Below are 12,692 nucleotides of genomic sequence, written 5' to 3' on the forward strand. Positions count from 1 at the left end.
CGATATACAGTGCGGCCTGCCCCGGCCCGCCCCCCTGTGGCCGGGTTTGGCGGCTCGCGCGTTTACCCCCCCCTAGCGCGAGCCGCCCTTTTAGGTCTCCCACCCGGCGCCACCCGAGAAACCTGAAAAATAGAATTTTCCACTAGGTGAATCACTATTGAATGTGTGTGGAAATAATGGCTGGGTGTTGGTTCTAAATAGACAAGAATTCGCCGCCTGCCGGTGACAGTTATCCACAGGCGAGCCCTTGGGCGTTCTCAGGTTCGGCAGTTATCCACAGGCAAACGCCCCGGCGGGTGAAAAGGCGTTGACGCTTGCGAAGACTTGTCGGCATGAACGAAGTAACGCACACCATGGCACCTGACGCCGGTATCGCCGCTGATGTGGACGATCTCATTCCACCGTTGCCGGTGCGCAAGGTCCGGCTGGTCCAGCAGATGCCCACGCCCAAGCCGCAGGCGGTGACAAGAGGCATGGATGCCCCAGTGCTCGTGGGGGTGGCCGACCCCGCGCTGCATCCGGAGGTCTCCACCATCGTCGCCGCCACCGGGCGCACCCGACTCGATACCACCCAGGTGTCGGAGATCCTGAAGCATGCCCCGCGCGCCTGCGCGATCATCCTCGACCCGGAGGTGGCCGCGGGCGTGGTCTCCCACCAACTCGCGGGAACGATCTTCCTCGTCCACGCCGATCCCGGTCCGGTGGATTGGAAGCTGGCCATGCAGCTGCACGCCGAGGAGGCTTTGGTGTTGCCGGCCCAGGCACCCGAGCTGCTGGCCGCGCTGGGGCGCCGCGAGAAGGTCCTGCACGCAGATACCTTTGCCCTGAGCATCGCCGGTGCCGTGGGCGGGGCAGGCGCCTCGACGCTGGCCGCGGCCGTGGCGACGCAGGTTGCGGGAAGCGTGCTGATCGACGCCGACCCGCGCGGCGGCGGCCTCGACCTGCTTCTCGGGGTCGAGGAGCACACCGGGGTCCGGTGGAATGACCTAGGCAGGGCGACGGGTTTGGATGCCGCAGCCCTGCTCGCTGCGCTTCCGGAGGTCGAAGGGTTTCGGCTGCTGGGGCCCGCCCGCACCCAGTTGCACCACGAACTCGAGCCGGCACAGCTGCGCGGGGTCGCCGATACCCTGGGCGGGCACGCCAGCCTTATCTTCGATACCGCAGGGGTGGGGGAGTGCTTCGAGCAGGCGGTGGCGCACTCCGATGCGGTGGCACTTGTCGTTCCGGCGGAGGTACGCGCCGCGGTCACAGCCCACGGGCTCGCACGTGCGCTGGATGCCCAACGCATCAAGCCCTTTCTGGTGGTGCGCCACCGCGGCTGGTCGGGGCTGAGTGCCAGCGAGGTTGAAGACGTCGTGGGAGCCCCCGTGGTCGCCGAAATACCGACGGTGCGCAGGCTCGCCAAGCGGATCGAAACCCAAGGCCTCGGCGCGCGCATGCCGAAGCCCCTGCGGGCTGCCGCCCGTGCGGTCACCGACAAGGTCCGGGAGCTGGCATGAGCATCATCGACCGCGTCCAAGCCCGCCTTGCCCAGGAACCGCACCTCGCCGATACCCTCGCCGCCGTGGTGCGTGAGGAGGCCGGTGGCATCATCAGCGATGCCGACGTCCTCGACGTCCTGCGCCGCCTGCGCCACGACACCACCGGCATCGGCCCGCTCGAGCAGCTGCTTGCCATCGATGGGGTCACCGACGTACTGGTCAACGGGCCCGACGACGTTTGGTTCGACCGTGGGCACGGCCTCGAGCGCGCGGGGATCTCGTTTCCCGATGACGCCGCCGTGCGTCGGCTTGCGGTGCGCGTGCTGGCAAGCTGCGGGCGTAGATTGGACGATGCCCAGAGCTTTGCCGACGGCCGGGTGATCCGCGCCGACGGCGCCAACCTGCGCGTCCACGCGATGCTGGCCCCGCCCTCGGAGGCGGGAACACTGATCTCGCTGCGCGTGCTCAAACAATCAAGGGTCAGCCTCTCCGGCCTCGTGGCAACCGGCACCTTTGACGAGGAGGCGGCTGACCTGTTGCGCGCCGTGGTGGCGCAACGACGCTCCTTCCTTATCGTCGGCGGTACCGGAAGCGGGAAGACAACGCTGCTTGCTGCCATGCTTGCCGACGTCGACAAGCGCGAGCGCATCATCTGCATAGAAGACACCGCCGAGCTCAACCCCGAGCACCCGCACGTGCTCACCCTCGTCACCCGGGCGGTCAACACCGAAGGCCAAGGCGAGATCACCATGGCCGACCTGCTCAAACAATCACTGCGCATGCGCCCCGACCGGATCATCGTCGGCGAGATTCGGGGCGCGGAGGTCGTTGAGTTGCTGGCCGCTTTGAACACCGGCCACGAAGGCTGCGCCGGCACCATCCACGCCAACTCGCTGGAAGAAGTGCCGGCCCGGCTCGAGGCCCTGGCCGCGCTCGGCGGCATGAGCAGAACCGCCCTGCACGCCCAGGCGCAGGCCGCCAACCCGCTGGTGCTGGTCATGCGCAAAGTCCGCGGGCGAAGGCAACTGGCGCAGATCGGCGAACTCGGGCGCCTCGACGGGCCACCGCGGGTCCTCTGGGCGCGCGAAGGGGGTGACCGCCATGATTCCGCTTGAGATTGCCGGGGCCGTCGCGTTGGCGGCACTCATCATCGGCGCTGGTGCGCCCCGGCGGCGTGTCGGCCCACACAACGCCACCCGCCTAGGTGGCATCAACCGGATCGTCGGTGCGCTTGCTGCTGCCGCCGCCCTGTTTGCCCTGCGCTCCTACCTGCTGCCTGCCATCGCGGCGATGGTGGTGGGGGCTACCGCAACCCACCTGGTGCGCAGCCGTCGCAGGCAAAAGAAGATGCTTGCCGACGGCGCCGCCGTCGCCACCGCAATGGCCATCATCGCGGGCGAATTGCGGGCGGGCGCGCAGGTGGGGCACTCCATCGAACGCGCCGGGACAGAACTCGAAGACACCAACGCGGCCGTGGCCACGGCCCTGCTCGTGGCGGCGCGCACCGCCTTGGCCGGCGGGGATGGGGCTGCAAGCCTGAGCAGGTCGGGCGAGGCCATCCCCGAGCTCGGCACCCTCGCCCGGGCGTGGTCGGTGGCCCACGCGCACGGCATCTCGCAGCTGGAAATGGTCGAGCAGGCCCGTCGGCGCATCGACAAGGCCACGTCGCAGGCGCGAAAGACCCAGGCCAAGATGCAAGGAGCACAGGTCACCGCCGCAATCCTCGCCGTCATGCCCATTTTCGGCATCGGCATGGGATTTGCCATGGGGGTAAACGTCCCCGCATTCCTGCTTACCCACCCCCTCGGCGGAATCCTTCTCGTGATGGGGGTCGGGTTGGAATGCGCCGGGCTCCTTGTGTCCGAGAAGATCATGAGGCAGGCAGCATGAGCGGAATAATTTTGGGACTTGCGATAGCCACGGCACTGGTGATCACCGAACCGCGATCGACCAGACTGGTGCGCATCGGTCAAGGCCCGCGCACCCCGCGCGATGGCCCCCGAAGATCAACGCGGGGAAAGAAGGCAGGCGAGCATCTAGCGCGCGCCGGGGAGCTCGAGCTCGTGGCGGCGTGCCTGCGCTCGGGGCTGTCCCCGCAGGCGGCCGCGCAGGTGGTGGCGGAGTCCACGGGCACGAACGCGTGGGCTCAGGTGGCCACGATGCTGCGCCTGGGCGTGGATCCCATCACCGCGTGGGACCCGATTGCCCGGCTGGAGGGCTGCCAGGAGATGGCGCTGATCGCGCGCAACTCGCACCGATCGGGTGCCGCGATGGCAACGTCGTGCCGCAACCTGGCGGCCACGCTGGACGACGCCGCCTGGGCCGAAGCCGAAAGCCGCGCCGAGCGCGCCGGCGTGCTCATAGCCATACCGCTGGCGTTGTTTTTCCTGCCCGCCTTCATCGTGTTGGGTCTGGCCCCGGTCGTGATCACCCTGGGGCAGGGCATGGCGCCACTGTAGTGGCAACAATCAGGTGATCGAACACTCAAAAGAAAGTAGGTAACCCATCATGACCGCTGCACTCGATGCGCTTTTCGAGGCGCAAGAAAGCACTCATTACCCTGTTCAAACCGACCACACCCACCCCGGCCCGATTGAGGTCGACGCCGCAGACCACCTCGAGGACTGTGGCTGCCTGCGCCATCGCATCAGCGTATTACTAGGCGATGACCGGGGGATGTCCACGCTGGAATACGCTATGGGTGCGCTCAGCGCAATGGCACTAGCGGCCGCCTTGTACCTGGTGGTTTCTTCCGGGACCGTCTCCGACGCACTGGAATCCATCATCACCGACGCCCTCAACAACCGACCGGCTTAAGGGGGGCGAAAGTGAAAAGTAGGCGGATGGCTGATGATGCCGGTATGACAACGCTCGAGGCCGCCATGGCAGTGAGCATCCTGGTGGGCGTCGCCGCGATGATCATCGCTGGCATCGCCACGCTCGCCGCCTACATTCGGGTGGTCGATACCGCTGGGGCGGCCGCCCGGGCCCATGCGATAGGAGAGGAGTTCGCACCGGTGGGTGCCACGGTGACCGTGACGGTGACCGGTGGCATGGTGGAAGTCACCGCGCGCGACGATTCCTTCCTTATCCCGCTTTCCGCGCAGGCCCGCTTCCCACAGGAGCTTGCCGATGGCAACCGATAAAAGCATTGTATGCGATGAAAAAGGTGCCATGAGCCTGCTGGCCGCGGTGATGATCGCCGCCTTGGTGGTCATCGCCGGGGCTGTCGGCTGGGCGTGCATGCGGGTCATTGATTCCCATCGCGCACAATTGGCGGCCGACATGGCGGCGGTTTCCGCAGCCTACGAGCACTATGTCGGTGGCGACGGGTGCGTGAAGGCTCAGGAGATCGCGCTAGAAAATGGGGCAAGTCTTGCCTCGTGTGAGATCGTGCTGATGGATGTTCGGGTGCGAGTGCGCGTTGAGCAGATGGGTGCGGTGGCGGTGGCTGGCCCATCGTAGAAAGTTGCGCGCGGATGTGCACGGGAGTACTCTTCGATTTATATTGCACGCAATCGTTTAGGTGAGTAATCGCCAGAATTGAGGGAACATGGAACCGCTGTACACCGCAGAAGCACTGGCCACCGGAGCAGGCCGAAACGGCCACGTCCAGATCGCCGGAACCGAGCTCGGCCTCGACCTGGCAATCCCGAAGGAGATGGGTGGCTCCGGCAACGGCTACAACCCGGAGCAGCTCTTTGCCGCCGGCTACTCCGCCTGCTTCCACTCCGCGCTGCAGATGGTCGCCCGCACCCGCAAGCTGGAGCTCGGTGAGTCCAGCGTGGGTGCCCGCGTTAACATCGGCAAGCAGGGCGAGGGCTTCGGCCTGTCCGTCGTGCTTGAGGTTGTCATCCCGGCCCAGCCGGAGGACGTCGCCCGCGAGCTCGTCGAGCAGGCACACCAGGTCTGCCCGTACTCCAACGCCACCCGCGGCAACATCGACGTTGACCTGGTGGTTTCCCAGGACTAAGGCGTAACGCCTAGCATGGCGCACATGGCCCCCAACAGGGCCAGTGCGCCTTTCTTGCTCAGTGGGTTATTGCCATTCCCGCACTTCGGGGACTGCACGCACGAGGGGCACCCCGATTCGCATTCGCAGGATCGGACATTGTCGTAGGTGGCCGCGATCCACTCCGGGAAACGCTCGAAGCCACAGTCGGCAAACCCCGCGCCGCCGGGATAGCCGTCATAGACGAACACGGTGGGAAGTCCGGTGTCCTGATGCAGCTGGGTGGATACCCCGCCGATGTCCCATCGATCGCAGGTGGCGATCAGGGGCAGCATGCCGATGGCCGCATGCTCAGCGGCATGCAAAGCGCCGGGAATGTCGGTGATGCCGAGCTGGTCGAGGACCAAAGGATCAATGGTGTAGGCCACCGCGCGGGTGCGCAGCAGCGCCGGGGGCAGGTCCAGCGGGACCATGTCCAAGGTGGTGCCATCATGCCCGCGCCGGATGTAGCCGATCACCTGATCGAGTACCTCGACCTCCAGGTTCGATACCCATAACCCCGGCGCCGGATTGGCGATCTGATCCGGGTCGGAGACGATGCGGATATCCGTCACGCTGCGCGATTGGGTGGTGTATTCGGGCAGCTCCGCGTGCACCACCACCAGGCGATCTTCCAGATTGAGCTCATCGACGACAAAGCTTTCGCCTTGGTGGATGTAGATCGCCCCGGGGTGGGTCTGCGATTGAGCTTGGGCGCCATCGATGGTGCCCAGAAGCCGCCCGTCGGTGTGGTCGATAATCGCTAGTTGCTCGCCCGCCCCGCGCAGGGCGACCTCCTCGTGGGGAGTGGGCTGCCCGGGCTCGAGGCTTGCATACCAGCCGCGTGACCGTCGCCGCAGGTAGCCTTGGGCTGCCAGATCGGAGACGACCTCCTGGGCTCCAAGCTCGGCCACTTCGGCGTCGGAAAGCGGTGCCTCGATGGCTGCACAATAGACGTGGCCTGCAAGGATATGTGGGTTGCGGGGGTTGAAAACCGTTTTTTCAATCGGGCGGCCGATCAGCGCCTCGGGGTGATGGACGAAGTAGTTATCCATCGGCTCGTCGCGCGCGACCAAGGTGACCAGCGAACCCTGCCCGCGTCGGCCCGCGCGCCCGGCCTGCTGCCAAAAACTCGCCGCCGTGCCCGGGTAGCCAGCCATGACCACCGCATCCAACCCGCCGACGTCGATGCCCAGCTCGAGCGCGTTGGTGGAGGCAACCCCCAGCAGCGAACCATCGTCGAGGCCGCGCTCGAGCTTGCGGCGATCCTCGGCCAAATAGCCCGCCCGATAGGCGGCGATCCGAGGGGAGAGGTCTAAGCGCCCGGCGAGATTGAGCTCCTCCTGGCAGCGCATGGCCACGATCTCGGCCTGCCTGCGGGTGCGCACGAAGCTTAAGGTGCGCGCGCCCTCATTGACAAGCGCAGCCATGAGGCTGGCGGTCTCCGAAGCGGCCGAGCGGCGCACCGGCGCCCCGTTTTCGCCCTCCACGCCGTCGAGGATGGCCGGTTCCCAGGTCATCACGGTGCGTGCACCCTGGGGTGCGCCGTCGCGGGTGACGGCCACGACCTGCTTGCCAATAAGGTTGGCGGCGTGTGCACCGGGATCGTTGCTGGTGGCCGAGGCCAAAATGACGGTGGGGGTGGAACCGTAGCGGGCACACATGCGCAGGAACCGCCGCAGCACCAGCGCCACGTGTGCGCCAAAAACACCCCGATAGCTGTGGCACTCGTCGACGACGATGAAGCGCAGGTGCCGCAACACCCGCCCCCAGCGCGCATGGTTGGGCAAAATACCGGTGTGGAGCATGTCGGGGTTGCTGAAGATGATCCGCGCCCGTTCGCGAATGGCCGCGCGCGCCTCCTGCGGGGTATCACCGTCGTAGCGGGCACAGGTTACCTGTTCGAGCCCGGCCACAGCGCTTGCGATGGCGCTTGCCGACGCCAACTGGTCCGAGCCCAAGGCCTTGGTGGGGGTCAGATACAGCGCGCAGGCCAACGGGTCGATGGCCAGGTGGGAGAAGATCGGCAACTGATAGCACAGGGACTTTCCTGAGGAGGTGCCGGTGGCCACCACCACGTCGTGGCCGGCCCAGGCCGCCTCCGCGCACTCCGCCTGATGGGTATAAGGCAAGGTGATGCCCTTGTGGACTAGGTATTCGCGCAGCGGGGGATGGATCCACGCCGGCCAGTCGGCGGTGGTCGATATCTTCGGCGGGAGGGTCTGGCGGTGTGTGCAGGTTCCTTCCGGGAATTTCTCGACGAGAATGCTGGCCAATTCCTCGCCGTACCCCGATATGGGGTTAGTTTGGCTCATTGATTTCCATCGCTTCCTGCAGGTGGTGCACCTTTTTAAGAATTAATTAATCTTATTGGCCTATCCATTAGTTTCCAAACGTGCAAGACTGGTGGTGGTCGCTGAGGCAGACTAACCAGTCCCCGCCGGCGAGAAAGCTGTTATCTTGCGGTTTTGTTTTTCGGTGCGGGGCCCAGGATTAGCTGCATTGTTTTTGCGAAAGTGATCTGCGGGTGTGCCTTTTTGGTGAGTACCTGCGGTGTCTTACGTCTAGTGAGGATGATCGACCCCACCGCAATTCGGTAAACACCGAGAAGTATCCGCTGGCTACATGAGTGGCCGGCAAAAAAGTTAGGAAAATATATGGCACAGGGAACTGTGAAGTGGTTCAACGCTGAAAAGGGATTCGGCTTCATCGCACCTGAGGACGGCAGCGCGGACGTTTTCGTCCACTACTCCGAGATTCAGGGCAATGGATTCCGCTCCCTCGAGGAGAACCAGCGCGTCGAGTTCGAGGTCGGCGAAGGCGCTAAGGGTCCGCAGGCTCAGGCGGTCCGCGCAATCTAAACGTACGTGATATTCAAGCCCCCACCGTCACGGTGTGGGGCTTGTTTGCATTATTGCCCCCATGGTGATTCCTCAGGCCAAAAACCGGCTGTGGGGGACAGGATTTAACAACTTTTCGACCGTTCTAAAATTGCCCCCACGCTGGCCTGTTGGACAAAGGTGCGTGAGTGACCCGTATTATAAGGAAACTAATGAGTAAGAAAATTAATTTTCTTACCCAGCTAGATCCCCTCACCGTGGGAACCACGGGCACTGTTTGAATTGAGGTCGAGCTCCTCTATGGCTGAATCCAAAGGCACGAAGCGCCTTGTAATCGTCGAGTCTGCGACGAAGGCGAAAAAGATCGCGCCCTACTTGGGCAGCGACTACATCGTCGAGGCCTCCGTTGGCCACATTCGTGACCTCCCACGCGGCGCCGCGGACGTCCCGGCGAAGTACAAGAAGGAGCCGTGGGCGCGCCTTGGCGTCAACACCGAGGATGGGTTCACCCCGCTGTACGTGGTCAGCCCGGATAAGAAGAAGAAGGTCGCCGACCTTAAGGCCAAGCTCAAGCAGTGCGACGAGCTGTATCTGGCAACCGACCCCGACCGCGAAGGCGAGGCGATCGCCTGGCACCTGCTCGAGGTGCTCAAGCCGAAGGTGCCGGTCCGGCGCATGGTCTTCAACGAGATCACCAAGCCCGCGATCCTCGCGGCGGCTGAGAACACCCGCGAGCTGGACGAGAACCTCGTCGATGCCCAGGAAACCCGCCGCATCCTCGATCGCCTCTACGGCTATGAGGTCTCGCCCGTGCTGTGGAAGAAGGTCATGCCCCGGCTGTCTGCAGGACGCGTGCAGTCGGTGGCCACGCGCGTGATCGTCGAGCGTGAGCGCGAGCGCATGGCGTTCATCTCCGCCGAGTACTGGGACTTAGAGGCTGAGTTCGACACCGGCAAGCCGGCGGTCGACGGCAACCCGTCCACCTTCATCGGCCGCCTCGTGAGCCTCGATGGCAAGCGGGTGGCAACGGGCCGTGACTTCAACGATCGCGGCCAGCTGTCTTCGGACACCGTGGTCGTCGATAAGCAACGCGCAACCGCGCTGGCCGCTGACCTCGAAGGACAGCCGATGGCCGTGGCCGCGGTGGAGGAAAAGCCCTACACCCGCCGCCCCTACGCGCCGTTTATGACCTCGACCCTCCAGCAGGAGGCCGGCCGCAAGCTGCACTACACCTCCGAGCGCACCATGCGCATCGCGCAGCGCCTATACGAAAACGGCCACATCACCTATATGCGTACCGACTCCACCACACTGTCGGAGCAAGGCCTTAAGGCCGCCCGCGAGCAGGCGATAGCACTCTACGGCAAGGAATACGTCACCGACGGCCCGCGCCGGTACGACCGCAAGGTGAAAAACTCCCAGGAGGCGCACGAGGCCATCCGCCCCGCCGGCGAGCGCTTCGCCACCCCGAGCGAGCTATCGGGACAACTCGACGCCGAGGAATTCAAGCTCTACGAGCTGATCTGGCAGCGCACCGTCGCCTCCCAGATGGCCGACGCCAAGGGCACCTCCATGAAGGTCACCATCGCCGGCTCCGCCCACGACGGCAGCGCTGTCGAATTCGCCGCGACCGGCCGCACGATCACCTTCCCCGGCTTCCTGCGTGCCTACGTGGAAACGAGCAGGCTTGCCGACGGCCGCGACGTCGCCGACAACGCCGAGAAGCACCTGCCGCGCCTAGCCGCAGGCGATCCGTTGGGTGTGAACACGATCACCGCCGACGAGCACTCGACCAACCCGCCGGCCCGCTACACGGAGGCCTCGCTGGTCAAGAAGATGGAAGACCTCGGCATCGGCCGCCCGTCGACCTATGCCTCCATCATCAAGACCATCCAGGACCGCGGCTACGTCTACTCCCGCGGCAACGCGCTGGTGCCCAGCTGGGTGGCCTTCGCCGTGGTCGGGCTCATGGAGAAGTCCTTCTCCTCGCTGGTCGACTACGACTTCACCTCCTCCATGGAAGACGAGCTGGACCAGATCGCCAACGGCGAGGAAGACGGCACCCACTGGCTGACCGGCTTCTACTTCGGCGACGCCGACGCCTCCGACGCCACCGCCGAATCCGTGGCCAAGCACGGCGGCCTCAAGGCGCTGGTGGGCGACAACCTCGAATCCATCGACGCCCGCGAGGTCAACTCGCTGAAGCTTTTCGACGACGCGGAAGGCCGCGCCATCGTGGTGCGCGTCGGCCGCTACGGGCCGTATATCGAGCGGGTGATCGGACGCGATGAGCAAACCGGCGAGCCGATCTATCAGCGCGCCAACATCTCGGATACCACCACCCCGGACGAGCTGACCCTGGAGCTTGCGGAGAAGCTGTTTGCCACCCCGCAGTCCGGGCGTGAGCTGGGCACCAACCCCGCCAACGGGCGTATGATCGTGGCCAAGGAAGGTCGTTTTGGCCCCTACGTCACTGAGATTCTCGGTGAGGATGAGAAGGAAAAGGTGGCCAAGGTCGCCGAGGAGATCGTCGCCGCCGAGCGCGCAGAGGAAGACGCGCAGCGCGCCGCCGAGGGCAAGCGGGCCAAGAACTGGGAGACCAAGACCGCCGCTGCCGCCAAGGAGAAGCGGATCAACCAGATCATCGACGAGCGCCTCAAGCCCGCCACCGCCTCCCTGTTTTCCACGATGGAGCCTTCCACCGTCACCCTGGAAGAAGCGCTGCAGCTGATGAGCCTGCCGCGTGAGGTGGGCGTGGATCCCTCCGACGGCGAGGTTATTACCGCGCAGAACGGGCGCTATGGCCCGTACCTGAAGAAGGGCTCGGACTCGCGCACGCTGGCCAGCGAGGAGCAGATCTTCACGATCACCCTCGATGAGGCCCGTCGCATCTACGCCGAGCCCAAGCGTCGCGGCCGCGGGACGACCTCCCAGTCCGTGATCAAGCAGCTAGGTGACAACGACGTCTCCGGCAAGCCCATGTCCGTGCGCGACGGCCGCTTCGGCCCGTACGTCACCGATGGCACCACGAACGCCTCCCTGCGCCGCGGCGACGACCCCACCGCGCTGACCGACGCCCGCGCCAACGAGCTGCTGTCCGAGCGCCGTGCCAAGGAGGCCGCGGACGGGCCGGCGAAGAAGTCGACGAAGGCGACCAAGGCGACAAAGAAAGCCGCCAAGAAGACGTCGAAGAAGACCGTCAAGAAGACTACCAAGCGCGTGGTGAAAGCCGGAGCGCGGAAGTCGTAGAACGACCAACCCCCGGCGTTCGACCGGGGGCTTTGGGTTTTAGGCATGCTTCGCAGGCCCCCTGGTGGGGGCCTGTGGTGTTTGTTTAGGCTTTGGGGTGCCAGGGTGGGTAGGTCCAGGTGGGGTGGCCGTTGGTGCGTTGGATGCGCCCGTGTTTGGGTGTGCTGGGGTCATCGTCGTTTCTTCCGTTGTGGAAGGCGCATAGCATGGTGAGGTTTTTACTTGCGGTGGTCCCGCCCCGATTCCACGCATGGATATGGTGGACCTGGCACTCATCGGCTGGTTTATTGCAGTCCGGGTGGGCACAGCTTAAGGATTCGAGGGTGGCTAGGTCGCGTTGCTTGGCGTTGGCAAACCTGGAGGAGCGCACGAGGTCGACGGGTCCGTCGACGGGGTGGATAAGCCCGAACCCCCACTGGTCATCAAGGATGGAGGCAACGATTTCGGTGCTGGTGCGTGTGACCCCATCGGAGCAGGTGAAGGTGGTTTCGTCTCCTGTGGCATCCAGGACGGTGGTGAGTTTGTCTAGGGGGATGGCCACGATGGGGCGAAGTGTTTTGGTGATGGTGCCGGCGTGGGGGAAGTTTTTGGCTGGGTCGGGCAGGTCTTTGAGTGTTTCGTAAAGTGTGTCGATATCGGCTGGTTCGCCGTTGATTTTCAGTTGCCAGAGGTTGTTGCGGTTGCGGTTGATGCTCACGCCTTTGACCAACCTTGCCGGTGGGGTTGCGTAGTCGTTGGTGATTGCGCGTGCGCGGGTGGCGAACTGTCCGGTGGGCAGGTTGCCGAGGTTGATGAGGTCGCGGCGTAGTTGCCATGTGGTTTTTTCGCCTGTGACTTTGCGGGTGCAGGTTTCGATGATTTCCAGGTGGGCGAGGGTAAGCCCGAGGGAGTCTATGGTTTCCCGGCAGGTGGCTTGCATCCTGGTGTAGGAGGTGGTGCCGTAGTACACCGTGGCGAGGGTTTTCAGGTCGGTGGCTGTGTTTTCGGGTAGTCCGCGTTCGACAAGCGCAGCAATTGTGCACCCGGCGGCGTCCTGGATGAGGGCGAGCGGGTTGGAAAGTACTGCTGCAAGCTGGTCGACGGGGTTCATGCCCACCAGTAAAGAAGCAAGGGCACGGGCGTGCAAGCATT

12 protein-coding genes are annotated in these 12,692 nt (G+C 64.7%); 10 read left to right on the top strand and 2 right to left on the bottom strand.

Annotated elements, in window-relative coordinates; genetic code table 11:
* The first annotated feature begins 332 nt into the window (after window positions 1–332).
* The 8 genes from ssd to PAB09_RS01500 all read left to right on the top strand — a co-directional run bounded on the left by ssd (window position 333) and on the right by PAB09_RS01500 (window position 5,454).
* Window positions 333–1,499: a septum site-determining protein Ssd gene (gene ssd / locus PAB09_RS01465; protein WP_271034338.1), complete on the top strand. Its 1,167-nt coding sequence runs from the start codon at window positions 333–335 to the stop codon at window positions 1,497–1,499.
* A complete protein-coding gene (locus PAB09_RS01470; RefSeq protein WP_271034339.1) occupies window positions 1,496–2,596 on the top strand; it encodes a TadA family conjugal transfer-associated ATPase in 1,101 nt (366 codons plus the stop codon). The genes ssd and PAB09_RS01470 overlap by 4 nt, the downstream gene beginning before the upstream one ends.
* Window positions 2,583–3,371, top strand: coding sequence for a type II secretion system F family protein (locus PAB09_RS01475; RefSeq protein WP_271034340.1), 789 nt, complete (start codon window positions 2,583–2,585; stop codon window positions 3,369–3,371). Before PAB09_RS01470 ends, PAB09_RS01475 begins: the two co-directional genes overlap by 14 nt.
* Window positions 3,368–3,940, top strand: a complete 573-nt coding sequence (locus PAB09_RS01480; protein WP_271034341.1) for a type II secretion system F family protein — start codon at window positions 3,368–3,370, stop codon at window positions 3,938–3,940. Before PAB09_RS01475 ends, PAB09_RS01480 begins: the two co-directional genes overlap by 4 nt.
* Before the next feature lie 217 nt (window positions 3,941–4,157).
* Entirely contained in the window at window positions 4,158–4,298 is a 141-nt protein-coding gene (locus tag PAB09_RS01485) for a DUF4244 domain-containing protein (protein ID WP_271035231.1), read from the top strand.
* Between the two features lie 26 nt (window positions 4,299–4,324).
* The gene (locus PAB09_RS01490) at window positions 4,325–4,627 is read left to right on the top strand and encodes a hypothetical protein (protein WP_271034342.1); all 303 of its coding nucleotides are present in this window, start codon (window positions 4,325–4,327) and stop codon (window positions 4,625–4,627) included.
* Window positions 4,614–4,946, top strand: a complete 333-nt coding sequence (locus PAB09_RS01495) for an Rv3654c family TadE-like protein (RefSeq protein WP_271034343.1) — start codon at window positions 4,614–4,616, stop codon at window positions 4,944–4,946. Before PAB09_RS01490 ends, PAB09_RS01495 begins: the two co-directional genes overlap by 14 nt.
* 88 nt (window positions 4,947–5,034) lie before the next feature.
* Window positions 5,035–5,454 carry an organic hydroperoxide resistance protein gene (locus tag PAB09_RS01500; protein ID WP_271034344.1) on the top strand — a complete coding sequence of 140 codons (420 nt, stop codon included), beginning with the start codon at window positions 5,035–5,037 and terminating at the stop codon, window positions 5,452–5,454.
* Here PAB09_RS01500 and PAB09_RS01505 read toward each other — a convergent pair.
* A complete protein-coding gene (locus PAB09_RS01505; RefSeq protein ID WP_271034345.1) occupies window positions 5,451–7,787 on the bottom strand; it encodes a DEAD/DEAH box helicase in 2,337 nt (778 codons plus the stop codon). The genes PAB09_RS01500 and PAB09_RS01505 overlap by 4 nt on opposite strands.
* A gap of 342 nt (window positions 7,788–8,129) precedes the next feature.
* Here PAB09_RS01505 and PAB09_RS01510 point away from each other — a divergent pair, with 342 nt between their 5' ends.
* Together PAB09_RS01510 and topA are read left to right on the top strand one after the other, a co-directional pair.
* Window positions 8,130–8,333, top strand: a complete 204-nt coding sequence (locus PAB09_RS01510; protein ID WP_271034346.1) for a cold-shock protein — start codon at window positions 8,130–8,132, stop codon at window positions 8,331–8,333.
* Between the two features lie 279 nt (window positions 8,334–8,612).
* Complete coding sequence (gene topA / locus PAB09_RS01515) at window positions 8,613–11,561, top strand: type I DNA topoisomerase (protein ID WP_271034347.1); 2,949 nt, start codon at window positions 8,613–8,615, stop codon at window positions 11,559–11,561.
* A gap of 85 nt (window positions 11,562–11,646) precedes the next feature.
* Here topA and PAB09_RS01520 read toward each other — a convergent pair whose 3' ends face one another.
* Entirely contained in the window at window positions 11,647–12,651 is a 1,005-nt protein-coding gene (locus PAB09_RS01520; protein WP_271034348.1) for an HNH endonuclease signature motif containing protein, read from the bottom strand.
* Between the last annotated feature and the right edge of the window lie 41 nt (window positions 12,652–12,692).

Source organism: Corynebacterium sp. SCR221107 (assembly GCF_027886475.1).
In the GTDB taxonomy this organism is placed as follows: Bacteria; Actinomycetota; Actinomycetes; order Mycobacteriales; family Mycobacteriaceae; genus Corynebacterium.

Bases quoted from the DNA above. Each gene is read 5' to 3' on its own strand.
- PAB09_RS01505 (WP_271034345.1), bottom strand. From the start codon at position 7,787: ATGAGCCAAACTAACCCCATATCGGGGTACGGCGAGGAATTGGCCAGC.
- ssd (WP_271034338.1), top strand. From the start codon at position 333: ATGAACGAAGTAACGCACACCATGGCACCTGACGCCGGTATCGCCGCT.
- PAB09_RS01485 (WP_271035231.1), top strand. From the start codon at position 4,158: ATGTCCACGCTGGAATACGCTATGGGTGCGCTCAGCGCAATGGCACTA.
- PAB09_RS01490 (WP_271034342.1), top strand. From the start codon at position 4,325: ATGGCTGATGATGCCGGTATGACAACGCTCGAGGCCGCCATGGCAGTG.
- PAB09_RS01500 (WP_271034344.1), top strand. From the start codon at position 5,035: ATGGAACCGCTGTACACCGCAGAAGCACTGGCCACCGGAGCAGGCCGA.
- PAB09_RS01480 (WP_271034341.1), top strand. From the start codon at position 3,368: ATGAGCGGAATAATTTTGGGACTTGCGATAGCCACGGCACTGGTGATC.
- PAB09_RS01510 (WP_271034346.1), top strand. From the start codon at position 8,130: ATGGCACAGGGAACTGTGAAGTGGTTCAACGCTGAAAAGGGATTCGGC.
- topA (WP_271034347.1), top strand. From the start codon at position 8,613: ATGGCTGAATCCAAAGGCACGAAGCGCCTTGTAATCGTCGAGTCTGCG.
- PAB09_RS01470 (WP_271034339.1), top strand. From the start codon at position 1,496: ATGAGCATCATCGACCGCGTCCAAGCCCGCCTTGCCCAGGAACCGCAC.
- PAB09_RS01495 (WP_271034343.1), top strand. From the start codon at position 4,614: ATGGCAACCGATAAAAGCATTGTATGCGATGAAAAAGGTGCCATGAGC.
- PAB09_RS01520 (WP_271034348.1), bottom strand. From the start codon at position 12,651: ATGAACCCCGTCGACCAGCTTGCAGCAGTACTTTCCAACCCGCTCGCC.
- PAB09_RS01475 (WP_271034340.1), top strand. From the start codon at position 2,583: ATGATTCCGCTTGAGATTGCCGGGGCCGTCGCGTTGGCGGCACTCATC.